The sequence below is a fragment of the Pseudomonas imperatae genome (assembly GCF_057128625.1).
In genome coordinates, this window is sequence record NZ_JBSKHP010000009.1 from 199,680 (window position 1) to 224,384 (window position 24,705).

The following is a 24,705-nucleotide window of genomic DNA, read 5'->3' on the forward strand; positions in this document are numbered from 1 at the left end:
CGATGCCGCTACCGACACCTGAAACCTGGTCACATGGTGCACTGCTTCTGGATTCGGGCCTCACGCGCTTTGCGCTGTGGGCGCCCGACGCCTTCCACGTCAGCGTTGAACTGGGGGATGGGCAGTCACTGCCCATGCTGCCCCAGGACGACGGCTGGTTCGTGATCAAGGCGCACTGCCCACCCGGCACGGCCTACCAGTACCAGATCGACGGCGAACTGCGCGTACCCGACCCGGCGTCCCGCGCCCAGCAGGGCGACGTGCACGGCCCCAGCCTGGTGGTCGACCCCAACGCCTACCCCTGGCAATTCACCGAGTGGGCCGGCCGCCCCTGGCACGAGGCGGTGATCTACGAACTGCACGTGGGCGCCCTGGGCGGCTTCACCGGCGTGGAGAAACACCTGGCGCGCCTGGCCGAGCTGGGCGTGACCGCCATCGAACTGATGCCCCTGGCGCAGTTCCCCGGCACCCGCAACTGGGGCTATGACGGCGTGCTGCCCTACGCGCCGCAGTCCTCCTACGGCACGCCCGAGCAGCTCAAGCACCTGATCGACGCCGCCCACGGCCATGGCCTGATGGTGATCCTCGACGTGGTGTACAACCACTTCGGGCCTGACGGCAATTACCTGGGCCGTTATGCCAAGGGCTTCTTCCGCCACGACCAGAAGACCCCGTGGGGCGACGCCATCGACTTCCGCCGCCCGCAGGTGCGTGACTTCTTCATCGACAACGCGCTGATGTGGCTGCTGGAATACCGCTTCGACGGCCTGCGCTTCGACGCCGTGCACGCCATCGAAGACCCCGGTTTCCTCAAGCAGATGGCCGCGCGCATTCGCCAGCAGGTCGACGCCCCGCGCCACGTGTGGCTGACCCTGGAGAACGAGCTGAACCAGGCGCACCTGTTGGAAGAAGGCTACGACGCGCAGTGGAACGACGACGGCCACAATGCCCTGCACGTGCTGCTGACCGGCGAGACCGAGGCCTATTACGGCGACTTCGCCGAGCAGCCCACGCAGAAACTGGCGCGCTGCCTCAGCGAGGGCTTCATCTACCAGGGCGAGCGCAACCGCCACGGCGAGCCGCGTGGCGAGCCCAGCGGCCACCTGCCGCCCAACGCCTTCGTGCTGTTCCTGCAGAACCACGACCAGGTCGGCAACCGCGCCTTCGGCGAACGCCTGTCGCAGCTGTGCAGCAGCGACGCCCTGCGCGCGGCCACCACCCTGCTGTTGCTGTCGCCCATGGTGCCGCTACTGTTCATGGGCGACGAAGGCGCGGCCAGCGAGCCGTTCCTGTTCTTTACCGACCACCACGGCGAGCTGGCCAAGGCCGTGCGCGAAGGGCGCCGCAACGAATTCGCCAGCTTCGCGGTATTCGCCGACGAAGAAAAACGCGAACACATCCCCGACCCCAACGCCGAACAGACCTTCGCCGCCTCGCGCCCCAGCGTCCCCGACGCGGACGCGCCCTGGCCGGTGCTCTACCGGACCCTGCTGGGCCTGCGCCGCGAGTACCTCACCGAGCACCTGCCCGGCAGCCGCTCGCTGGGCGCGCAGGTGCTCGCCGAAGGCGCGGTCAGCGCGCGCTGGCAGCTCAACGATGGCAGCGAACTGCGCATCGACCTCAACCTGAGCGCCGAGCCCGTGGCCGCCGAACTGCCCGACCCACGCCATCGCCTGTTCGACAGCCGCCTGGCAGCCGCCGAATCGGCCCCGACAAACCGCCTTCCCCCTTATAGCGCCCTGGTCAGCCTGACCCCTGCCGGAGATGATGCATGACTGATGAGCGACTGCGGACATTGGCGCAACACGCTGGCCTGGCCGTGCACTGGACCGACGCCAACGGCCGGCCACAGACTGTGGCCGACCCGGTGCTGCGCAAGGTGCTGGCCGGCCTCGGCCACCCTGCCGACACCGACGAGGCCGTGGCGGCCAGCCTTGAAGACCTGAACCGGGTGCGCCGCGACACGCACCTGCCGCCGCTGCTGACCGTGGACCACGGCCAGCCCCTGGACCTGGGCCGCTACTTCCCGGCCCACACCCCGTGCCAGGTGTTCCTGGAAGACGGCGCCACCCTGGACCTGCGCCTGGACGCCCACGCCGCCCTGCCCGGCCTGCTGCCGCCCGGCTATCAGGACGTGCGCATCGAAGGCCAGCAGTTCACCCTGGCCGTGGCCCCGCAGCGCTGCTACAGCGTCGGCGACGCTGTGGGCGAAGCCGCGCCGCGGGCCTGGGGCCTCAGCGTGCAGCTGTACAGCCTGCGGCGCAGCGGCGACGGCGGCTTCGGCGACACCCAGGCACTGGAAGCCTTTGCCCGCAGCGCCGGCGAACGTGGCTGCGACGCCCTGGCGATCAGCCCCATGCACGCCATGTTCAGCAGCGACGCCCACCGCTACAGCCCCTATTCGCCGTCCAGCCGGCTGTTCCTCAACTGCCTGTACGCCGCGCCCGGCGCCATTCTGGGCGAGCGCGCGCTGCGCGTGGCGCTGGATGACACCGGCCTGGCGGAAACCCTCGGCCACCTCGAGCAGCTGCCGCTGGTGGACTGGCCGGCGGCCGCCGATGCCAAGTTTGCCCTGCTGCGGTCGCTGTACAACGGTTTCAGCCACGGCGACCACCCGCTGACCGCCGACTTCGCCAGCTTCCGCCACGCTGGCGGCGAAGCCCTGGAAAACCACTGCCGGTTCGAGGCCCTGCAAGCCGACTGCGCAGCGCGCGGTGCCAGCCAGGACTGGCGCCAGTGGCCCGCCGAGTGGCACGACCCACAAAACCCCGCCATCGCCGAGTTCGCCCGCGAGCACAGCGACCAGGTCAGTTTCTACGCCTTCTGCCAATGGCTGGTGGCGCGCAGCCTGGAACGCGCGCAAAAAGCCGCCAGGGCCAGCGGCATGCGCATCGGCCTGATCGCCGACCTGGCCGTGGGTGCCGACGGCGCCGGCAGCCAGGCCTGGAGCCGCCAGGACGAACTGCTGGCCGACCTCACCGTGGGCGCGCCACCGGACATCCTCAACCGCTCCGGCCAGGGCTGGGGTATCTCCGCGTTCAGCCCCGAAGGCCTGGTGCGCAACGGCTTCCGCGCCTTCATCGAAATGCTGCGGGCCAACTTCGCCCACGCCGGCGGCCTGCGCATCGACCATGTCATGGGCCTGCAGCGCCTGTGGGTGATCCCCATGGGCTCGTTGCCCAGCGAGGGCGCGTACCTGCACTACCCCATCGACGACCTGCTGCGCCTGCTGACCCTGGAATCGCACCGCCACCAGGCCATCGTCCTCGGCGAGGACCTGGGCACCGTGCCCGACGGCCTGCGCGAAAAACTCAGCGCCCGGCACATGCTGGGCATGCGCGTGCTGCTGTTCGAACAGGCTCACCCCGGCCACTTCCACCCCGTGCTGCACTGGCCCGACAACGCCCTGGCCACCAGCACCACCCACGACCTGTCGACCCTGCATGGCTGGTGGAAGGCCCGTGACATCGACTGGAACCACAAGCTCAACCTCATCGACGAACACACCGAGCGCCACTGGCGCGAAACCCGCGAGCACGAGCGCCGCGGCCTGCGCCATGTGCTGGCGCAGGACAGCCAGAACTTCAGCGGTGAAGGCGAAGAAACCGACCAGGTCATCGACGCCTGCGTGCGCTTCCTCGGCCACACCCGCGCGCCGCTGGTGCTACTGCCGGTAGAGGACGCCCTGGGCGTGGAGGAACAGCCCAACCTGCCCGGCACCATCGACAGCCACCCCAACTGGCGCCGGCGTTTCAACGGCGACAGCCAGGCGCTGCTCGACGACGAAGACGCCGCCCGGCGCCTGGAGCTGCTGGCCTGCGCCCGCCAACAAGCCAGCGAGCGTGACCGATGAAGGCCATGACCGGCAGCATTCGCCTGCAGTTCCACAAGGACTTCACCCTGGACGACGCCGCGGCCCGGGTGCCGTATTTCAAGCAGCTGGGCATCAGCCACGTGTACGCCTCGCCCATCCTCAAGGCGCGGCCCGGCTCCATGCACGGCTACGACGTGGTCGACCCCACCCGCATCAACCCCGAGCTGGGTGGCGAGCCGGCGCTGCGGCGGCTGGTGCAGACCCTGCGCGCCCATGACATGGGCCTGGTGCTGGACATCGTCTCCAACCACATGGCCGTCGGCGGCGGCCACAACCCCTGGTGGCTGGACCTGCTGGAATGGGGCCGGCGCAGCCCCTACGCCGAGTTCTTCGACATCCAGTGGCACTCCCCCGACCCGCTGCTCGAAGGCCAGCTGCTGCTGCCGTTCCTGGGCAACGACTACGGCGCCTGCCTGCAGGCCGGCGAGATCCCGGTGCGCCTGGATGCCAGCGCGGGGCAGTTCTACATCGAGCACTACGAACACCGCTTCCCGGTGTCGCCGCCTGACTATGCCGACCTGCTCAGCCCCGCCGACGACCCGGTGCTGAGCAGCCTGGGCGGCCGCTTCGGGGCCCTGGAGCAAGACCCGCACGCCTACGACAAGGCCATCGAGCTGCGCGGCGAACTGGCGGCCCTGAGCCACAGCCACAAGGCCGCGCTGGACGCCCTGCTGCAACGCTTCGACGCCACCACCGAGGACGGCTTCAAGCGCCTGCACCGGCTGCTGGAGAAACAGCACTACCGCCTGGCCAGCTGGCGCACCGCCGCCGATGACATCAACTGGCGGCGCTTCTTCGACGTCAACGAGCTGGGCGGCCTGCGCGTGGAACGCGCGGCCGTGTTCGACGCCACCCACGCGAAAATCTTCGAACTGGTGCAGCAGGGCCTGATCGACGGCCTGCGCATCGACCACGTGGACGGCCTGGCCGACCCGCGCGGTTATTGCCGCAAGCTGCGCCGACGGGTCGACGGGCTGCTGGCGGCGCGCCCGCCGGAGGCCGCCCTGGCGCACTTCCCCATCTACGTGGAGAAGATCCTCGGCGCCGACGAGCAGCTGCACCGCGACTGGCAGGTGGACGGCACCACCGGCTACGAATTCATGAACCAGGTCTCGCGCCTGCAACACGACCCGGCCGGCGCCGAGCCCCTGGCCGAGCTGTGGAGCAGCCTCAGCGGGCGCCCGGCGGTGTTCGAGGAAGAGGCCCACGCCGCCCGCCACCTGGTGATCAATGGCACCCTGGCCGGCGACTGCGAGTCGGTGGCCCAGGCCCTGCTGCAGGTCGCCCGTGGCGACCTGATGAGCCGCGACCTGACCCTGGGCGCCATCCGCCGCGCCCTGCAGGCGCTGGTGGTGCACTACCCGGTGTACCGCACCTACATCAACGCCTGCGGGCGCCCCGCACAGGACGAGGGTTTCTTCCAGCAGGCGCTGGAAGGCGCCCGCGCCAGCCTCAGCGAGGCCGACTGGCCGGTGCTCGACTACCTGGCGCGCTGGCTCGGCGGCGAACCCTGGCGCGACCTGCCGCCGGGGCGCCCACGCAAGCTGCTGCGCCATGCCTGCGTGCGCTTCCAGCAGCTGACCTCGCCCACCGCCGCCAAGGCCGTGGAAGACACCGCGTTCTATCGCTCCGCGGTGCTGCTGTCGCGCAACGACGTGGGCTTCGACGCCGAACACTTCAGCGCCCCGCCCCAGGTCTTCCACCAGGCCTGCGAGCAGCGCCTGGCGCACTTCCCCGACAACCTGCTGGCCACCGCCACCCACGACCACAAGCGCGGCGAAGACAGCCGCGCGCGCCTGGCCGTGCTCAGCGAGCGCAGCAGCTGGTACCCCGGCCGCGTCAACCACTGGCTGGAGCTGGCCGAACCGCTGCGTGGCAGCGTCGGCGACAACCCCGCGCCCAGCCCTGGCGATGAACTGATCCTGTTCCAGGCGCTGCTCGGCAGCTGGCCGCTGGGGCTCACTGCCGATGACCGTGAAGGCCTCGAGGCCTATGCCGAACGCCTGTACCAGTGGCAGCAGAAAGCCCTGCGCGAGGCCAAGCTGGCCAGCAGCTGGAGCGCGCCCAACGAGCCCTACGAACAGGCCTGCAAGGCCTACCTGGAAACGCTCCTGCTGGACCCGCAATGCCAGCAGCTGCGCGCCTCGCTGGTGGCCGCGGTGCAGCGCATCAGCCCCACCGGCGCCTTGAACAGCCTGGTGCAGACCCTGCTGCGCATGACCGTGCCGGGCATTCCCGACCTGTACCAGGGCGCCGAATTCTGGGACCTGAGCCTGGTAGACCCGGACAACCGCCGCCCGGTGGACTACGCTGCCCGTGAGCAGGCCCTGCAGGCCAACCCCAGCCCGGCGCAGCTGGTGCAGGAGTGGGCCAACGGCCATATCAAGCAGCAACTGATTGCCCGCACCCTGCGCCGCCGCGCCGAACACGTCGAGCTGTTCGCCCGCGGCCGTTACCAACCCTTGCCCGTGCAGGGCGAACAGGCCGACCGCGTGTTGGCCTTCGCCCGGATTCATGCCGGTGAACTGGCCATCGTCATCGTGCCACGCCTGGCCAGCGAGCTGCTGGGGGACACTGCCCAGCCGCTCATCGAGGCACCCAAGTGGGGAGATACCCGCGTGGTGCTACCGACTAACTACACTCTGCCTACATTTAAGGGACTTTTTTCGGACGTAGCAGTCACACCCAATAAGGAAGTGTGGCTGAACGCTGCGCTGAAGGATTTTCCGGTCAATCTCTTAGTACAAAGTGACTTGTGATCAGGAGCGTTGAAATGAGTGCTGACGACAAACGTATACGTGAATTCGCCTACCAGATATGGGAATCGGAAGGCAAACCCGAAGGGCATGAAGAGCGCCACTGGGAAATGGCCCGCAAGCTCGCCGAAGCCGAAGCCCTGGCCCCCACCAAGCCGGGCAAGGCCAAGGCCGCCACCGCCAAGCCCAAGGCTGGCAGCGCCACCGAGGCCAAGGCCAAGCCTGCTGCCGCGCCCAAGCCGGTCGCTGCAAAACCCGCTGCCGCCGCCGCGCCCAAAGCCAAGCCTGCGCCCGCGGTGAAGGCCGCCGCCGACAAGCCTGCGGCCGAGAAAAAGCCCCGGGCCGCGGCGAAAAAGCCGCCAGCCAGCTGATCCAACCAACGCTCCCGGCCCCCGGCTAGCGCCCACGCGCTGCCCGGGGTGCCCGTGTGCACCACCTCTTCAACGCCCCCGTTCACCGGGCTCTGTACCGGCACGGCCCGCTATCGCCCTGAATTCGCAGTGCAAGGACCTTCTCATGACCCGCCAAAAAGCCTTTACCCCCGCCCCAGGTACCGACCCGACCCGCATTCGCGAAGGCCTGCCCTTCCCGCTCGGCGCCACCTGGGACGGCCTGGGGGTCAACTTCGCGCTGTTCTCGGCCAACGCCACCAAGGTCGAGCTGTGCCTGTTCGACTCCAGCGGCGAGCACGAACTGGAACGCATCGAACTGCCCGAATACACCGACGAGATCTTCCACGGCTACCTGCCCGACGCCCACCCGGGGCTGACCTACGGCTACCGCGTGTACGGCCCGTACGACCCGGAAAACGGCCACCGCTTCAACCACAACAAACTGCTGATCGACCCCTACGCCAAGCAGATGGTGGGGGAGCTTAAATGGTCCGAATCACTGTTCGGCTACACCATCGGCCACCCCGACGGCGACCTCAGCTTCGACGAACGCGACAGCGCGCCCTTCGTGCCCAAGTGCCGGGTCATCGACCCCGCCTACACCTGGGGCCGCGACCAGCGCGTCAACGTGCCGTGGGACAAGACCATCTTCTACGAGACCCACACCCGCGGCATCAGCATGCGCCACCCCTCGGTGCCCGAGGACGTGCGCGGCACCTTCGCCGGCCTGATGGTGCCGGACGTGGTGGAGCACATCAAAAAGCTCGGCGTGACCTCCATCGAGCTGCTGCCCATCCACGGCTTCGTCAACGACCAGCACCTGCTGCAGAAGGGCCTGAACAACTACTGGGGCTACAACACCATCACCTTCTTCGCCCCGCACCCGCGCTACCTGGCCAATGGCAAGATCGCCGAGTTCAAGGAGATGGTCGCGCACCTGCACGACGCAGGCCTGGAGGTGATCCTCGACGTGGTCTACAACCACACCGCCGAAGGCAACGAGCAGGGCCCGACCCTGTCCATGCGCGGCATCGACAACGCCAGCTACTACCGGCTGATGCCCGACAACAAGCGCTTCTACATCAACGACTCGGGCACCGGCAACACCCTGGACCTGAGCCACCCCTGCGTGCTGCAGATGGTCACCGATTCGCTGCGCTACTGGGCCACCGAGATGCACGTGGACGGCTTCCGCTTCGACCTGGCGACCATCCTGGGCCGCTACCACGAGGGCTTCGACGAACGCCACAGCTTCCTCGTGGCCTGCCGCCAGGACCCGGTGCTGCGCCAGGTCAAGCTGATCGCCGAGCCCTGGGACTGCGGCCCCGGCGGCTACCAGGTGGGCGGCTTCGCCCCCGGCTGGGCGGAATGGAACGACCGCTTCCGCGACACCGCCCGCGCCTTCTGGAAAGGCGACGACGGCCAGCTGGCCGATTTCGCCGGGCGCCTGACCGGCTCCGGCGAGCTGTTCAACCAGCGCGGCCGCCGCCCCTACACCTCGGTGAACTTCATCACCGCCCACGACGGCTTCACTCTGCGCGACCTGGTGTCGTACAACGACAAGCACAACGAGGACAACGACGAGAACAACCAGGACGGCAGCAACAACAACCTGTCCTGGAACCACGGCGTCGAAGGCCCCACCGACGACCGCGAGATCGTCGAGTTGCGCCTGCGGCAGATGCGCAACTTCTTCGCCACGCTGCTGTTCTCCCAGGGCACGCCGATGATCGTCGCCGGCGACGAGTTCGCCCGCACCCAGAACGGCAACAACAACGCCTACTGCCAGGACAGCGAGATCGGCTGGGTGAACTGGGACCTGGACGAGGACGGCAAGGGCCTGCTGCGCTTCGTGCGCCGGCTGATCCGCTTGCGCATGTCCTACCCCATCCTGCGCCGCAACCGTTTCCTGGTGGGCACCTACAACGAGGACATCGGCGTCAAGGACGTCACCTGGCTGGCCCCGGACGCCAGCGAGATGACCACCGAGCAATGGCACGACAGCCATGGCCGCTGCCTGGGCATGCTGCTCGACGGCCGCGCGCAACCCAGTGGCATCCGCAAGCCGGGGGCCGACGCCACCCTGCTGCTGATCGTCAACGCCCACCACGACGTGGTCAACTTCGTGCTGCCCGAGGTGCCGGAAGGGCAATACTGGACGTGCCTGATCGACACCAACCGCCCCGAACTGCGTGAGCGCGAGCAACTGCCGTTCGGCAGTGACTTCCTCGTCACCGGCCGCTCGCTGCTGCTGTTCGAACTGCACCGGGACGTGGAGGAATGAACCGGGTGCTGGCGGCGACGCTCAAGCGTCCGCCCGGGGGCTACCCCGACGCCAGTGCCCTGCACCACGCCCTCGCCGCCCTGGTGGCCGAGGGCCTCGACCAGCTGCCGCGCCCCGGCACGGGTCGCACCCTGGAGCGCTGGCGCTGCCTGGCCTGGGTGGCCGGGCAGGACCTGGGGCTGTGCAAGCTGTACGAAGGGCACACCGACGCCCTGGCGATCATTGCCGAGCTGGCGGCGCTGCAACCGGCGCCCAACACCACCTGGGGCATGTGGGCGGCGGAACCGCCGAGCGCGCGCCTGAGCGTGCGGCATCATCAGGGGCGCTATTGGCTGGACGGGCGCAAGGCCTGGTGCTCGGGCGCCAGCCAGCTCAGCCATGCGCTGCTCACGGCCTGGGACGAAGGCGGTGAACAGCAACTGGTGGCGGTGGCCCTCAGGCAACCGGGGGTCACCGTCACCGACCTGGGCTGGGACGCCGTGGGCATGGCCGCCACGGGTAGCGTCGAGGTGCTGTTCGAGCAGGCCGAGGGCACCCCGGTGGGCGCGCCCGGCCAATACATCGCCCGGCCGGGCTTCTGGCAGGGCGGCATCGGCATTGCCGCCTGCTGGTACGGCGCCGCGCAGCAACTGGCCCAGCGCCTGCACGGCCACTGCCTGCAACGCGATGACCCGCATGCCTTGGCGCACCTGGGTGCGGTGGACACGGCCCTGGCGGCCATGCGCGCGGTGCTGCAGCAGGCTGCCAGCACCATTGACACCGCTCCCACCGACGATTGCCAATGGCTGGCACGCCGCGCGCGCGCCGTCATCGAACACGGCTGCGAACAGGTGCTGGGCCATGTCGGCCGCGCCCTGGGCGCCAGCCCCTATTGCAAGGACGGCCACTTCGCCCGGCTGGCCGCCGACCTGCCGGTGTTCCTGCGCCAGAGCCACGCCGAACGTGACCTGGCGGCCCTGGGCGAACTGACCCGCCACGCCCTGTCCAGCGAGTGGAACCTATGAACGCCAATCCCATTGTCGGCCACGGCACGCCGCTGGCCGCCTGGCAGGCCTGCCCGCTGCTGGCACAACTGCCGCGCATCGAAGTGGACCGCCTGGTGCCGACCGGCGCGCGGGCCGTCATCGTCGCGCCGCACCCCGACGACGAAGTGCTGGGCAGCGGCGGCCTGCTGCAGCACCTGATCACCCTGGGCCGGCCGGTGCTGCTGGTCGCCGTCACCGACGGCACCGCCAGCCACCCCGGCTCGCAGCGCTGGCCGGTGGCCCGGCTGGGCACCGAGCGCCCGCTGGAAAGCGCCGAGGCCCTGCGCCGCCTGGGCGCCGACACTGAACAATTGAGCTGGCTGCGGGTGGGCCTGGACGACAGTCAGGTCCCCGCCGCCCGCACTCAGCTGCAGGCCTTCCTGCAAGCGCACCTGCAACCCGACGACGTGGTGTTCGCCACCTGGCGCCACGACGGCCACTGCGACCACGAGGCCGTGGGCGAGGCCAGCCGCGCCGCCGCCGAGGCCGTGGGCGCCTGCTGCCACGAAGTGCCGATCTGGACCTGGCACTGGGCCCGCCCCCAGGACCCGCGAGTGCCCTGGCAACGGGCACGCAAGATCGCCCTGAGCCCGGCCATGGTCGCGCGCAAGCGCCACGCCGCCCAGGCGTTCACCAGCCAGCTGGAAGGCGACGCCGCCATCGGCCTGGCGCCGGTGCTGCCGCCCGACGTGCTGGAGCGCCTGCTGCAGCCCTTTGAAGTGGTGTTCCTGTGAGCGTCGACGACAGCGTCTTCGACCAGCTGTTCGCCGGCAACGACGACCCCTGGGCCATGCACCAGCGCTGGTACGAACAACGCAAGCGCGCCCTGCTGGCCGCCTGCCTGCCACGCGCCCGCTACGCCAGCGTGTTCGAACCCGGCTGCGCCAACGGCGCCACCAGCGCGATGCTGGCCGCCCGCTGCGACCGCCTGCTGTGCTGCGACACCGCCGCCCGCGCCGTGGCCCTCACCCGCCAGCAACTGGCCGACGCCCCCCACGCCCGCGTCGAACAATGGCGCCTGCCCGCCCAATGGCCCGCCCAGCGCTTCGACCTGATCGTGCTCAACGAGCTGTGCTACTACCTCGACCCGGCAGACCTTGCCCAGCTGATCCGCGCCTGCCGCCACAGCCTCACCGCCGACGGCCAGCTGCTGGCCTGCCACTGGCGCGCCGCCATTGATGGCTGCAGCCTGGACGGCGACGGCGTGCACCGGCAGTTGGACGAGGGCTTGGGCATGACCGCGCTGCTGGAACACCGCGAAAAGGATTTCGTGCTGCAACTGTGGAGCCGCGACCCGATGTCGGTGGCCGAGCACCAAGGCCTGCGATAACCCCGCAGGCCGCGTCCGCAGCCGCCGCATCACCCAGACACACCGCGGCGCCGCCCGGACGCAGCCTGCGGCAGCTGCTACGCGAATGCGGATACCCCATAGACCGCGTCGCCTGCATCGCGGCCAAGGCCGGCTCCTACCACGAATAGTGTAGGAGCCGACTTTAGTCGCGATGCAGACGACGCCATTTCAAGACAGTTGCTGCTACGCGCGTAAAACAACGCGCCCCCGCAGCAGCGGCCGCAGGCCGCGTCCGCAGGCGCCGCGCTCGCCCAGACACACCGCGGCGGCGCCCGGACGCAGCCTTCGGCAGCTGCTACGCGGGTAAAACAACGCGTCCGCAGGCGCCGCGGTGGCGCAAGGGGAACCGAGCAGGAACGCCATCGGTCCCAACCAATAAGCCCCACCGATCCAAGGAGTGACCGTGACCGCCGACCCCACCGGCCAGGCCCGCCGCAACCGCCCCCCCGAGCAGCCGCTGGCGGTGCACCGGATGCGTATCCTGACCGTCAACACCCACAAGGGCTTCACCGCCTTCAACCGCCGTTTCATCCTGCCCGAGCTGCGCGAAGCGGTGCGCAGCACCGGCGCCGACCTGGTGTTCCTGCAGGAGGTGCTGGGCGAGCACGACGGCCACGCCGAGCGCCACCACAACTGGCCGCAGACCTCGCAATACGAGTTCCTCGCCGACAGCATGTGGAGCGACTACGCCTACGGCCGCAACGCGGTGTACCCCGACGGCCACCACGGCAACGCGCTGCTGTCGAAATACCCGATTCTGCGCTACCGCAACCTCGACGTGTCGATCACCGGCCCCGAGCGCCGTGGCCTGCTGCACTGCGTGTTGCAGGTACCGGGGCATGACGAGGTGCATGCGATCTGCGTGCACCTGTCGCTGCTGGAGAGCCATCGCCAGCAGCAGCTGGGGCTGTTGCGCCAGCTGCTCGACTCGCTACCCGAGGACGCGCCGGTGATCATCGCCGGCGACTACAACGACTGGAAGCTGCGCGGCAACGCTACCCTCACCCGCGCCCAGGACCTGCACGAGGCGTTCGAGCAGCACCATGGCAGCCTGGCGCGCACCTACCCGGCGCGCTTCCCGCTGCTGCGCCTGGACCGGGTGTACCTGCGCAACGCCACCAGCCATGAGCCGGTAATCCTGGGCAACAAGCCCTGGACGCATCTGTCCGATCATCTGCCATTGACGGTGGAAGTGCATCTGTAGGGATTGTTTTGGAATAGCGCGGCGCGCGCATAGATATTCAGCTGCTTAGCAATTTCAATAGCGGCTGTTTTTCAAACACTTGCCAGTGCTAATTAGCTGGCTAAGGAAAAACCCCGCTTTCTTGACGCTGGCCCCCTCCTCTCCTTAGCTACAGGTAACACAACACAACAAAAAAACACCGCCCCAAGCCTCTGTTCCGCGCCTTTCAGCGCGCCCAGCAGAGCCTGGGGCGCTGGCTTCGGCTGCCCTGCCCTTGATGCGACGCACACGGCGACTCCCCTGCCAGACCCACGACACTGGAGCCACGCCATGCACACCTTCCAACAGCGTTTCTTCTTCGCCGCCTGCGCCTCCCTGCTGCTGGCCGCCCCCGCCCGTGCGGTAGCGGCGGAGCCCGCAGAAGACCCGCTCGGGCCGCTGGACCTGAGCAACCGCACCTTCACCAGCACCGGCGTGTCGAACCCGGCCAGCAACGCCGGCCAGTACACCGTGTTCGCCAAGGGCATGGGCGTGGCCTGGAGCGTCAGCTCCCAGGTGCAGGACAGCGGCCGCCCGGACAACGCCCGCGCCATGGCCGTGGCCCTGGGCGGCACCGTGGCGTTCGTGCTGGGGGAAAACTGGTCGTTCGAGCCCCAGGCGCAGTTGATCAACCAGCAACTGGTGCCAGGGGCCGCCGGGCAAGGGCCGCGGCTGCTGAGCGACGACAGCGAGCCAAGTTGGAGCGGCCGGGTAGGCGCGCGGCTGGCCGGCCACTACCAACTGGGCAGCACCAGCGTCGAGCCGTTCGTGCGCACCAGCCTGACCTACACCTTCAGCAACGACAGCCCGGTGGCCCTGGCGCCGGTGGACAAGATCACCAGCAGCCGCAACTCGTCCACCGTGGAAGTGGGCCTGGGGCTGGTGGCGCGGATGACGCCCACGGTGAGTTTCTTCGTGACGGCCGACTACAGCAGCCCCAGCGACCAGAATGACCTGAACGGGTTGATTGGTGACCTGGGGGTGAAGGTGCGCTGGTGACGCGGGAGATGCCGCGTTGTGCCCATCGCGACCAAGGTCGGCTCCTACCACGATTGGCGTAGGAGCCGGCCTTGGCCGCGATGGGGTCGACGCTATGACACCTGCGGACGCAGGATCAGCACCGCCAGTGGCGGCAAATTCAGCGACAGCGACAGCGGCTGCCCATGGCTGTGCACCGGCTCGGTGGCCACCGCGCCGCCGTTGCCGACGTTGGAACCGGCGTAGATCTCGGCGTCGCTGTTGAGCACCTCTTCCCAGCGCTCGGCAAACGGCACGCCGATGCGGTAGCCCTCGCGCGGCACCGGGGTGAAGTTGGCCACCACCAGCAGTGGCTCGCCCGACTTGCTCCAGCGCAACCAGGCAAACACACTGTTGGCCGCGTCGTCGCCAATCAGCCACTGGAAGCCCTGGGGCACGCAGTCCTGCTCGTGCAGCGCCGGGTACTCGCGGTACAGCCGGTTAAGGTCGCCCACCAGTTTCTGCACCCCCAGGTGCTCGGTGTACTTGAGCAAGTACCAGTCCAGCTCGGTGTCGTGGTTCCACTCGCGCCACTGGCCGAACTCACAGCCCATGAACAGCAGTTTCTTGCCCGGGTGCGCCCACATGAACGTCAGGTAGGCGCGCAGGTTGGCGAATTTCTGCCAGCGGTCGCCGGGCATCTTGTCGATCAGCGAGTGCTTGCCGTGCACCACCTCGTCGTGGGAAATGGGCAGGATGAAATGCTCGGAATAGGCGTAGATCAGCCCGAAGCTCATTTCATTGTGGTGATGGGTACGGTGGATCGGGTCATTCTGGATGTAGTGCAGCGTGTCGTGCATCCAGCCCATGTTCCACTTGTAGGCAAAGCCCAAACCGCCCTGCTGGGTCGGCTGGCTCACGCCCGGCCAGGCCGTGGACTCCTCGGCGATCACCAGGGCGCCGGGCGCCTCCAGGGCCACCACGTCGTTGAGGTGGCGCAGGAAGTCGATGGCTTCCAGGTTCTCGCGGCCGCCGTAGCGGTTGGGAATCCACTCCCCGGCTTTGCGCGAATAGTCGCGGTACAGCATCGAGGCCACCGCGTCCACGCGCAGGCCGTCGACGTGGAAATGCTTGAGCCAGTGCAGCGCCGAGGCCAGCATGAAGCCGTGCACCTCGGTGCGGCCCAGGTTGTAGATCAGCGTGTCCCAGTCCTGGTGGAAGCCCTCCAGGGGGTTGTCGTATTCGTACAGTGCGGTGCCGTCGAAGCGCGCCAGGCCGTGGGTGTCGGTAGGGAAATGCGCCGGCACCCAGTCGAGGATCACGCCGATGCCGCCCTTGTGGCAGGCGTCGATGAAAGCTGCGAAGTCTTCCGGCGAGCCGTAGCGTGACGACGGCGCGAACTGCGACAGCGGCTGGTAGCCCCAGGAGCCGCCGAACGGGTGCTCCATGATCGGCATCAGCTCGATGTGGGTGAAGCCCAGCTGCTGCACGTAAGGCACCAGGCGCTCGGCCAGCTCGTGCCAGTTGTAGGCACGGATGGCGCCCTCTTCGTTGACCTCGCACTGCCAGGAACCGGCGTGCAGCTCGTAGATCGACAGCGGCTTGTTGACCCCGTGGTGCTCGCCGCGGCGCTGCATCCAGTCGTCATCGCCCCAGTGGTAGCTGAGCGGGCGCGCCACCTTGGAGGCGGTGGACGGCGGCAGCTCGGTGGCCAGCGCCAGCGGGTCGGCCTTGAGCGGCAGCACGCCGTCGTGGCCGAGCACCTCGTACTTGTAGGTCTCGCCCGGCTGCAGGCGCGGCACGAAAATCTCCCACACCCCGGACGGATGACGCAGGCGCATGGGGTGGCGGCGGCCGTCCCAGACGTTGAAGTCACCCACCACCGACACGCGCCGGGCGTTCGGCGCCCACACCGAAAAACGTACGCCGTCGACGCCGTCCACGGTGACGCACTGGGCCCCCAGCGCACTGCTCAGATCACGGTGGTTGCCCTCGGCAAACAGGTACAGGTCCATCTCGCCCAACAGCTCGCCAAAGCTGTAGGGGTCCTCGGCGACCTGTTCACCGCCGGCCCATTGCACCTTCAGCAGGTACGGGCGCTGGTCGTGGAAATGGCCGACGAAGAACCCGGGCACCTCGCCCTGTTCCAGCGCGCCACGTTCCTGCTGACTGTCCTTGTCGAGCACTTGCACGCTAAGGGCATTAGGCAGGTAGGCACGGATATATTGCCCGCCCGCACCGTCCGGGTGCGGGCCCAGTACCGCGAACGGGTCGCGGTGGTCGGCACGGATCAGCGCCTCGATGTCCGCCTTGTGCGGAAAAGCCCCGACCTTGCCCTGTTCCTTGTGCGCGTTCATTGACTACTCTCCCCTGGTGCTCAGTAACCCGAATAGCCCATGCAAAGGCACGGCCAGCCAACTCGGGCGATTCTCGGCTTCGTATGCGATTTCGTAGCAGGCCTTCTCCAGGCTGAACAGCTCCAGCGCGGCGCGTTCGCCGTCGCTGTGCTGCCAGGCATGGGCAAGGCTGGCGGTAGCCAACCCGTAGGCCTCGATAAAGGCGTGACGGGCTTCATGCAAATAACGCTTGGCGACGCGCTGGCGGGCCTGTTCGGCTTCCACCGAGTCGTCCACTTCCTCGGCACCGCGCATGGCCATGGCGGCAGCGTAGTCGAAGGAGCGCAGCACGCCACTGACGTCCTTGTAGGGGCTGTATTTGCCCCGGCGCTCTTCCAGCGGCCGCGCCGGTTCACCCTCGAAGTCGATCAGGTAGGCGTCGCCCTGCACTACCAGCACCTGGCCCAGGTGCAGGTCGCCATGCACGCGCATGATGAGGCCGCCCACGGCTTGCTGGCTGAGGTGCTCGATGTGCGCCAGCAGCGACTCACGCTGTTTGAGCAGGTCGTCCACCAGGCCGCGGTCGTCTTCCACCAATTCGTCGTAATGCTGCTCCAGCAGCTGCAACGCGCGCTTCAACTGGCCGCCGACGCTGGCTTTCCAGGCCTGGCCGTCGGCCTTGCGGCTGGGGCTGGCCTTGAAGTCGAGGTTGTCGGTGGGCGCCGCCAGCACCTGGTGCATCTCGCCCAGGCGCTGGCCCAGCAGGCCGGCAAAGTCGGCCAGCTCGCCCAGGGCGTTGTAGTGCTGTTCCTGGTCGGAGCGGGCCATGGCCATGTCGTCGCGCACCGCGCGTTCCAGGTTGTTCTGGGTCCAGGCCCAGGCGTCGCCCTGGTTGTTCAGGTAGCCCTGGGCAATCATCAGCAGGTGCGGCAGGCCTTCCGGGTCCACGCGGCTGACCGAGCCCAGCAACGGCGAGATGTTGGCGAAGCCGGCGGCCGTCAGGTAGGCGCCCATCTCCAGTTCCGGGTGGATGCCGCCGCTGACCTTGCGGATCATCTTCAGCACCATGCTGCCGCCCACCACCACCGAGCTATTGGACTGCTCGGCGGACAGGTAGCGAATCTCCGGCTCGTCCGCCAGGTTCAGGCGCGCCAGCTCCGGCGTGGGCACGAAGCGAATCTCGCCCTCGTCGCAGGTGAGCACGGTGTTGGCCTTGAGGCCCTGCACCACCGCGCGAATGAAACTTTCCAGCACGAAGGCGTCGGTGATCAGCCCCACCTGGCGGTTGCGCCGCACCCGCGACAGCGCCAGCTGGTGCGGCAACGCGCTGCTGGGCTGGTCTTCGCCCAGCAGGCCGAAGGGGAACTGGTAACGGCTGACGGTGCCGACGCTGCGCACTTCAATCTCGCTGAGCAATACCGGGGCGGAAGGCGTGCCGAAGCGCACGCCGTAAGCGATGCGGACCTGTTCGATGGCGCTGTCCTTGCCGGCGAACCAGCGGCGTTTAGGCAGGTATTGGGGCAGCGCGCTGGTTTCCAGGCTGCTGCGCGACGGTTCTTCCAGGAGCTCTTCCATACGTTTCTTCAACACCAGGGTGAGGAAATCGGGCAACGGCTGCGCCGGTTCCACATGCCAGCTGGGCATCTGCGCGGCGGACGCCAGCAAGAACCAGTAGAAACCATAGGGCGGCAACGTCAGCAGAAAGTTCAGTTGGCCGATGGGCGGGAAGGCGCTGCCGCCGAGCATTTCCACCGGCACCATGCCGGCGTATTGGGACAGGTCCAGCTCGGCCGCCTGGGCGGCGCGCGAGACGTTGGCCACGCACAGGATCAGCTCGGTCTTGCCGTCGGGCCCGGTGTATTCGCGGATATAGGCCAGGATGCGGCGGTTGCTGGGCGACAGCATTTTCAACGTGCCGCGGCCAAAGGCCTTCTGCTGCTTGCGCACGGCCAGCAGGCGGCGGTGCCAGTTGAGCAGCGAATGAGGGTCGTTGGACTGGGTCTCGACGTTCACCGACTGGTAGCCGTACAGCGGGTCCATGATCGGCGGCAGCACCAGGCTGGCCGGGTCGGCGCGCGAGAAGCCGCCGTTGCGGTCGATGGACCACTGCATGGGCGTGCGCACGCCGTCGCGGTCGCCCAGGTAGATGTTGTCGCCCATGCCGATCTCGTCGCCGTAATACAGCGTCGGCGTGCCGGGCATGGACAGCAGCAGGCTGTTGAGCAGTTCGATGCGCCGCCGATCACGCTCCAGCAACGGTGCCAGGCGCCGGCGGATGCCCAGGTTGATGCGCGCGCGGCGGTCGGCGGCGTAGTAGTTCCACAGGTAGTCGCGCTCGCGGTCGGTGACCATTTCCAGGGTCAGCTCATCGTGGTTGCGCAGGAAGATCGCCCACTGGCAGTTGCGCGGAATTTCCGGGGTCTGGCGCAGGATGTCGGTGATGGGGAAACGGTCTTCCTGGGCCACGGCCATATACATGCGCGGCATCAGCGGGAAGTGGAAGGCCATGTGGCATTCATCGCCGTCGTCGCCCTTGACGTCGCCGAAGTACAGCTGGGTGTCCTCGGGCCACTGGTTGGCCTCGGCCAGCAGCATGCGGTCGGGGTAATTGGCGTCGATCTCGGCGCGGATCTGCTTGAGCACCTGGTGGGTCTCGGGCAGGTTCTCGTTGTTGGTGCCGTCGCGCTCGATCAGGTAAGGAATGGCATCCAGGCGCAGGCCGTCGATGCCCATGTCCAGCCAGTAGCGCATCACCCCCAGCACTGCTTTCATCACCTGCGGGTTGTCGAAGTTGAGGTCCGGCTGGTGCGAGTAGAAGCGGTGCCAGAAGTATTGGCCGGCCACCGGGTCCCAGGTCCAGTTGGACTTTTCGGTGTCGAGGAAAATGATCCGGGTGCCGTCGTACTTGTCGTCGGTGTCCGACCACACGTAGAAGTCCCGCGCCCGCGAGCCGGGCTTGGCGTGGCGGGCGCGCTGGAACCAGGGGTGCTGGTCGGAGGTATGGTTGATGACCAGCTCGGTGATCACCCGCAGCCCGCGCTCGTGGGCCTCGGCGATAAAGCGCCGGGCGTCGGCCATGGTCCCGTAGTCGGGGCTCACGGCCTTGTATTCGGCGATGTCGTAGCCATCGTCACGGCGCGGCGAGGGGTAGAACGGCAGCAGCCAGATGGTGTTCACGCCCAGCTCGGCGATGTAGTCGAGCTTCTCGATCAGGCCGGGAAAGTCGCCAATGCCGTCGTTGTTGGAGTCGAAGAACGACTTCACGTGCACCTGGTAGATCACCGCGTCCTTGTACCACAGGGGGTCGTTGATGAACGCGGCCGTGCGGGGTTTCTTCGCCATGGGTCAGGTCCTTTTCAGAGCGCCGCGCTGATGCGCCAGATGCCGAACGGCTGGTAGCCGGGGTCGATGCGCATCCATTGGGTCTTGCCGTACCAGGTCCAGCGGTGGCCGGTCATCAGGTCCTCGCCCGACGTGGCGGCGTTGTCGTCCAGGCCCAACTCCCACAGCGGCAGTTCGAAGTGCGCCTCCTGCACGTTGTAGGGGTCGAGGCTGACGGCCACCAGGATGTAGTTGCGGCGGTCGGCGGTGCGCTTGGCGAAATAGAGGATGTTGTCGTTCCAGCACTGCAGCACCTGCAGGCCCAGGTGCGTCTGCAGCGCCGGGTTCTGCCGGCGGATACGGTTGAGCTGGGCGATCTCGGCGATGATGTTGCCCGGCGCGGTGTAGTCGCGCGGGCGGATCTCGTACTTCTCCGAGTCCAGGTACTCTTCCTTGCCGGGAATGGGCGCCGACTCGCACAGCTCGAAGCCCGAATACATGCCCCACAGGCCCGAGCCCATGGTGGCCAGGGCGGCGCGGATAAGGAAGCCGGCGCGCCCGGATTCATGCAGGAAGAACGGGTTGATGTCCGGCGTGTTGACGAAGAAATTCGGCCGGTAGCAGTCGGCCCACGGCGGCTGGTTGAGCTGGGTGAAGTACTCGGTCAGCTCGGCCTTGGTGTTGCGCCAGGTGAAGTAGGTGTAGCTCTGGGAGTAACCGACCTTGCCCAGGCGCGCCATCATCGCCGGCTTGGTGAACGCCTCGGCGAGGAACATCACCTCTGGATGGTCGCGGCGCACGTCCTCGATCAGCCATTGCCAGAACGGCAGCGGCTTGGTGTGCGGGTTGTCGACGCGGAAGATTTTCACCCCCTGCTCCACCCAGCCCACCACCACGTCGCGCAGGGCCAGCCACAGGCTGGGAATGGCGTCGGCGGCGTAGAAGTCGACGTTGACGATGTCCTGGTATTTCTTCGGCGGGTTTTCCGCGTAGCGAATGGTGCCGTCCGGGCGCCAGCTGAACCAGCCCGGGTGTTCCACCAGCCAGGGGTGGTCCTGGGAGCACTGGATGGCGAAGTCCAGGGCAATCTCCAGGCCGTGGTCGGCGGCAGCGGCCACTAACCGGCGGAAGTCCTCGCGGCTGCCCAGCTGCGGGTGAATGGCGTCGTGGCCGCCGTCGGCGCTGCCGATCGCGTACGGGCTGCCGGGGTCGTCCGGGCCGGCCTCCAGGGAGTTGTTGCGGCCCTTGCGGTGCTTGCGGCCGATGGGGTGGATGGGCGGGAAATACAGCACGTCGAAGCCCATGTCGCGGATCATCGGCAGGCGTTCGTGGACGTCGTTGAAGGTGCCGTGGCGGGCCGGGTCATCGGTGATCGAGCGCGGGAACAGCTCGTACCAACTGGCGAACTGGGCGCGCTCGCGCTCCACTTCCACCGGGAACAGCTGGCTCTTGCTGAGGTAGGCCTGGGGGTCGGCCAGGCTCATCAGCGCGGCGGTGTCCTTCTGCAGCAGCAGCGCCACCTGGCCGTCCGGGTCCAGGCCCTGGAACTGATCGTGCAGGTGCAGCAGTTGGCGGCGCAAGCCCTCTTCGCTTTTCTCGGCGCTGTGCACCAGGTGCAGGCGGCCTTCTTCAAGCTCCAGGCCGATGGGCACGCCGGCGGCGTATTTCTTTTCCAGCTCGTAGCGGTAGCTGGCGAAGTGATCGATCCAGGCCTCGATGCTGAACACATGGCGGCCCACCTGGCCGACGCTGAAGTGGCCCTGCCAGCTGTCGTTGCCCAGGTCCTTCATGCCCACGCTGTGCCAGCTGTCCGAGCCCAGGGCGCGCCAGCGCAGCACCACGGCCAGCTTGTCGTGGCCGTCGGCGTAGACCTTGCTGTTCACCGTCAGGGTCTGGCCGGTGACGGCCTTCACCGCAAACTGGCCGCCGTCGATGGCGGGCGTGGTGTTTTCGATCACGATTCGTGGCAACAGCAGGGCCTGGGACAGGCTCAGCGCCTGTTCATTGCTCTGCTCGGCCGCCTGGCCGGTTTCGAAGGGTTGATCCGCGGTCATCGAGCATCTCCTCCACGCCCCAAGGACGCTCATCCATTACCGTTAACGCCGGCACAGGGGTGCCAACGCCTGACTTAAGTTCCGAGCCATGGGGGTGCTGAAAGTTCAGCAGCAGTGATGCCCGGGAGTCATCGGCGGCTGCCTGCTGTCCAGATCCCTGAGTACCCCGAAAACTGCGAGGAACCCCATGAATATCCCTATCCCCGCCGAAACGCCGGACCCCAACATCGACGACCCGACCCTGCCGCCGCCCGACCCCAACGTGGACCCGGACGAGCTGCCGGTGAAACCCACCGTGCCGCCTACCGTGGGCGATCCACCCAGCCAGGAGCCGCCGGCGCAGCTGTGAACGGACATGAACGGATTTTTTCGCGATAGCGACTAGAGAGCATAGATGCGCCGGGAATAAGCGTGACTCTAGGGTCATGAAATTTTTCCCGACAACGCGCTCCCCCGCAGGCTGCGTCCTGTGGGAGCTGGCTTGCCAGCGAGCTGTTGGGGCCATAAAAGCTCGCTGGCAAGCCAGCTCCCACAAGACATTCCTGCTACGGGTCGCGGGGTGACGGGTCCTTGGCTTCGTAGCGCCCCACCACGATCGGCATGACTGCCAGCACGCCCAGCGCCAGCAGCGTGCTGAGCAACGCCGTGGCCTCGCGCCCCATGCCGGCGGCGACGCCGATGGCGGCAGTCATCCACAGGCCCGCCGCGGTGGTCAGGCCCTTCACGTGATGGGCATCCTCGGCATGGCCCTTGAGAATCGTCCCCGCGCCCAGAAAGCCGATGCCCGCCACCAGCCCCTGCACCACCCGGCTGATGGCCGCGGGGTCGGCACCGGCCATTTGCGGCACCAGGATGAACAGCGCGGCGCCCAGGGAGACCAGCATGTGCGTGCGCACCCCGGCCGCCTTGCCCTTGTGCTCGCGTTCAAAACCGAGAATGCCGCCCAGCACCCCGGCCATCAGCAGGCGCACGGCGACGCGGGTCAGTTGCGAAGCGTCGGTGATGTCGGCGAATTCGGCGACCAGGGTGTTCCAGGCTTCATGCCACCAGGCGTTCATTGCAAGGGCCTTCACGGGGGAACTTGAGCTATTGACCCTCCCCCCGCCCGGGAAGTGCCCGCAGCAGCGGCCATAGGCCGCGTCACAGGCGCCGCAACCATGCCTGGCACACCGCGTTCAGCGCCGGACGCGGCCTGCGGCCGCTGCTACGGGCGGCACTTCGTGCAGCAGCGGCCCGAAGGCCGCGTCACAGCCGCCGCCGCAACGCCTGGGGCACCGCGTTCAGCACCTGACGCGGCCTGCGGCCGCTGCTACGAAGGATGCGGCAGCTCCAGCAGAGACTTTTCCTACAGCGTTACAGGAAACGGCTGCTATCGCGGCAGCGGCTGCGGTTTCTACCCTGCGCCGTTCATTGCACAGGACGGGAAGCCTGCCCATGAGGCCATTGATCGAGCCGCACAAACGCCAGCACTGCGACTGCCTGGACGTAGCCCAGGCCGCGCGCCTGCTGGCCAGCCAGGCCTGCCTGCTGAGTGCCCGACACGTGAGGGACACCACCCTGCGACGCGGGTTTGACCGCGAGATGGCCGATCACGTCGACGATATCGTTCGGCAGGTGAAGGCCGCAACAATCTCACCTGCGCAAGGCTTGCAGGTGCTGGAAGAAGAACAGCGCGATTTGCTGGCGCAGTCGAAGGTTATTGCGTTGAAAGGAGTGGGTGCGCTGGCGGGGGCGTTTCAGGTCGGGGCAGGCGTTGGAATCTGTTATGGCTCTGCTGGTTGGTTGTGTCCTACTTTTGGAATTCCCCTGATGCTACACGGAGCGAACAATGTGTACGAAAATGGGAGAGACCTGCTGCAAGGGCAATCGAGCACACAAGGTCCTGTGCGCAAGGTTTATCAACATGCCGCACGGTTCATGGGCGCCGGCGAGCTTGAAGGAAATATGGCATACGGGGCAGTGGATGTGGGAATGTCGATTTATGGAGTAGCCCGACTTGTCCGAAGGCCTGAGGCCTGGCGTCTGTTCAGGTATGTGCGGGCTGATTACGTCAGGAGCTACCGGCAGTCAAGCGGCCTAGCGCTGGGGTTGGATGCTGCGGCAGGCACCGCCACCCTAAAGACACTGTACACCGACGCAAAGAAACATGATGAGTAGTACCGCCATAGTGGCAGCGCTTTACGCCCTCACTTCGCTCGGTGTAATCCTTCTTTTTCGGCTTGCTGCTGAAAAGATTTCCGGCTCTGAAAAATTGAAGCATTGGGTGTGGCCCCATGTGGCGCTCTCGGTGCTTTGGTGCGCATCCCAGTTGAGCGTATCGGACAATGGCAGCTTTCTCTTTTCTCTCAGCCCCGTTGTTGCCCTGGAAAATAATGACTTGGTTAAATGGGTAGCGTTTATCAGCATTTTTTTCCAGGCCGCGTCGTTCCCCCGACATGAAAAGATGAACAGCTGGTTTTTTTGGAGAAAACGCTGAAGTCGCAACCAAGCGCGAACCCGTCAGTAACACCGCCCCGTAGCAGCAGCCCAAAGGCCGCGTCACAAACGCCACCGCAATGCCTGCGGCACCGCGTTCAACACCTGACGCGGCCTGCGGCCGCTGCTACGGGATCGACGGCCTAGCCGAGACGGTGGCGCATGACCGCCAGCACATCCATCCCGTCCTGGCACAACAGATACGCTGCGGTGCCGATCCGCTTCAGATCAATATCGTCGACACCTTCCACCTTCAGGGATAGCAGGCTATCGAGCAGACCGGTGCCAGCGCCGATCCTGTGCATTGCACAATCCGCAAGTGCGGTTAAAGGGGCGTCGGTGTCGATGTGAAGGACCGGAAAATCGGCGGAGCCAGCTTTTACGGCAAGAAATTGCGTCATGGTGAATTCCTAACTTGGTTGAACAAACCACCCTTTCGTCGCCAAACGAATGGGTGGCAGCTGTACGCAGGTTGGCGAACCGGTAAGTTAGAAAACCCGGCAGACCCGAAGGTCTCCCGCGCACAGCCGCCATTGAACACCGCTGCAGGTGCAGCGAAGGGCCGAACGATAGGGGCAACTGCCGTTGGGTTCAACCTGCCTTGGCAACCAAGGCTTCTCCGGCATTCGCCGTGCCTACGAATTGGAAGGCCCCGTAG

At 67.2% G+C, this 24,705-nt stretch carries 18 protein-coding genes; 13 read left to right on the top strand and 5 right to left on the bottom strand.

Annotated features, from left to right (window positions below):
- The first annotated feature begins 2 nt into the window (after positions 1-2).
- The 10 genes from treZ (at position 3) to ACWKWX_RS14035 (ending at position 13,903) form a co-directional block, all read left to right on the top strand.
- Positions 3-1,775 carry a malto-oligosyltrehalose trehalohydrolase gene (gene treZ / locus ACWKWX_RS13990; protein ID WP_483828074.1) on the top strand — a complete coding sequence of 591 codons (1,773 nt, stop codon included), beginning with the start codon at positions 3-5 and terminating at the stop codon, positions 1,773-1,775.
- Complete coding sequence (gene malQ, locus ACWKWX_RS13995) at positions 1,772-3,853, top strand: 4-alpha-glucanotransferase (protein ID WP_483828075.1); 2,082 nt, start codon at positions 1,772-1,774, stop codon at positions 3,851-3,853. The genes treZ and malQ overlap by 4 nt, the downstream gene beginning before the upstream one ends.
- On the top strand, positions 3,850-6,633 hold the full coding sequence (locus tag ACWKWX_RS14000; protein ID WP_483828076.1) for a malto-oligosyltrehalose synthase: 2,784 nt from the start codon (positions 3,850-3,852) through the stop codon (positions 6,631-6,633). The genes malQ and ACWKWX_RS14000 overlap by 4 nt, the downstream gene beginning before the upstream one ends.
- Before the next feature lie 14 nt (positions 6,634-6,647).
- Complete coding sequence (locus ACWKWX_RS14005; protein WP_416425442.1) at positions 6,648-7,001, top strand: DUF2934 domain-containing protein; 354 nt, start codon at positions 6,648-6,650, stop codon at positions 6,999-7,001.
- 145 nt (positions 7,002-7,146) lie between these two features.
- Positions 7,147-9,306, top strand: a complete 2,160-nt coding sequence (gene glgX, locus ACWKWX_RS14010) for a glycogen debranching protein GlgX (RefSeq protein WP_416425443.1) — start codon at positions 7,147-7,149, stop codon at positions 9,304-9,306.
- Positions 9,303-10,310 (top strand): acyl-CoA dehydrogenase, encoded by a 1,008-nt coding sequence (locus ACWKWX_RS14015; RefSeq protein WP_483828077.1) that lies wholly within the window; start codon positions 9,303-9,305, stop codon positions 10,308-10,310. Before glgX ends, ACWKWX_RS14015 begins: the two co-directional genes overlap by 4 nt.
- On the top strand, positions 10,307-11,065 hold the full coding sequence (locus ACWKWX_RS14020; protein ID WP_416425445.1) for a PIG-L deacetylase family protein: 759 nt from the start codon (positions 10,307-10,309) through the stop codon (positions 11,063-11,065). The genes ACWKWX_RS14015 and ACWKWX_RS14020 overlap by 4 nt, the downstream gene beginning before the upstream one ends.
- Positions 11,062-11,661, top strand: coding sequence for an SAM-dependent methyltransferase (locus tag ACWKWX_RS14025; protein WP_483828078.1), 600 nt, complete (start codon positions 11,062-11,064; stop codon positions 11,659-11,661). Before ACWKWX_RS14020 ends, ACWKWX_RS14025 begins: the two co-directional genes overlap by 4 nt.
- A 493-nt stretch (positions 11,662-12,154) precedes the next feature.
- Positions 12,155-12,886, top strand: coding sequence for an endonuclease/exonuclease/phosphatase family protein (locus ACWKWX_RS14030; protein ID WP_483828095.1), 732 nt, complete (start codon positions 12,155-12,157; stop codon positions 12,884-12,886).
- A 309-nt stretch (positions 12,887-13,195) separates the two neighbouring features.
- Positions 13,196-13,903 (top strand): autotransporter domain-containing protein, encoded by a 708-nt coding sequence (locus tag ACWKWX_RS14035; RefSeq protein WP_483828079.1) that lies wholly within the window; start codon positions 13,196-13,198, stop codon positions 13,901-13,903.
- 92 nt (positions 13,904-13,995) lie between these two features.
- On the opposite strand, the gene glgB is transcribed toward ACWKWX_RS14035, so the two are convergent.
- From glgB to ACWKWX_RS14050, 3 genes are read right to left on the bottom strand one after another with little or no spacing between them, the layout of a single operon-like run.
- Complete coding sequence (glgB, locus tag ACWKWX_RS14040; RefSeq protein WP_416425448.1) at positions 13,996-16,218, bottom strand: 1,4-alpha-glucan branching protein GlgB; 2,223 nt, start codon at positions 16,216-16,218, stop codon at positions 13,996-13,998.
- A 3-nt stretch (positions 16,219-16,221) separates the two neighbouring features.
- Complete coding sequence (gene treS, locus ACWKWX_RS14045; RefSeq protein WP_483828080.1) at positions 16,222-19,539, bottom strand: maltose alpha-D-glucosyltransferase; 3,318 nt, start codon at positions 19,537-19,539, stop codon at positions 16,222-16,224.
- Between the two features lie 14 nt (positions 19,540-19,553).
- On the bottom strand, positions 19,554-21,572 hold the full coding sequence (locus ACWKWX_RS14050) for an alpha-1,4-glucan--maltose-1-phosphate maltosyltransferase (RefSeq protein ID WP_416425450.1): 2,019 nt from the start codon (positions 21,570-21,572) through the stop codon (positions 19,554-19,556).
- A gap of 187 nt (positions 21,573-21,759) precedes the next feature.
- Here ACWKWX_RS14050 and ACWKWX_RS14055 point away from each other — a divergent pair, with 187 nt between their 5' ends.
- Positions 21,760-21,921, top strand: coding sequence for a hypothetical protein (locus tag ACWKWX_RS14055; protein ID WP_416425451.1), 162 nt, complete (start codon positions 21,760-21,762; stop codon positions 21,919-21,921).
- A 196-nt stretch (positions 21,922-22,117) separates the two neighbouring features.
- On the opposite strand, the gene ACWKWX_RS14060 is transcribed toward ACWKWX_RS14055, so the two are convergent.
- Positions 22,118-22,630 carry an MgtC/SapB family protein gene (locus ACWKWX_RS14060; RefSeq protein ID WP_483828081.1) on the bottom strand — a complete coding sequence of 171 codons (513 nt, stop codon included), beginning with the start codon at positions 22,628-22,630 and terminating at the stop codon, positions 22,118-22,120.
- A 376-nt stretch (positions 22,631-23,006) separates the two neighbouring features.
- On the opposite strand from ACWKWX_RS14060, the gene ACWKWX_RS14065 reads away from it, so the two are divergent.
- Positions 23,007-23,729 carry a DUF4225 domain-containing protein gene (locus ACWKWX_RS14065; protein ID WP_483828082.1) on the top strand — a complete coding sequence of 241 codons (723 nt, stop codon included), beginning with the start codon at positions 23,007-23,009 and terminating at the stop codon, positions 23,727-23,729.
- Positions 23,722-24,048: a hypothetical protein gene (locus ACWKWX_RS14070; RefSeq protein ID WP_483828083.1), complete on the top strand. Its 327-nt coding sequence runs from the start codon at positions 23,722-23,724 to the stop codon at positions 24,046-24,048. Before ACWKWX_RS14065 ends, ACWKWX_RS14070 begins: the two co-directional genes overlap by 8 nt.
- 142 nt (positions 24,049-24,190) lie before the next feature.
- Here the strand turns inward: ACWKWX_RS14070 and ACWKWX_RS14075 are convergent, their stop codons facing one another.
- Positions 24,191-24,448 carry a hypothetical protein gene (locus ACWKWX_RS14075; protein WP_483828084.1) on the bottom strand — a complete coding sequence of 86 codons (258 nt, stop codon included), beginning with the start codon at positions 24,446-24,448 and terminating at the stop codon, positions 24,191-24,193.
- Positions 24,449-24,705 lie beyond the last annotated feature (257 nt).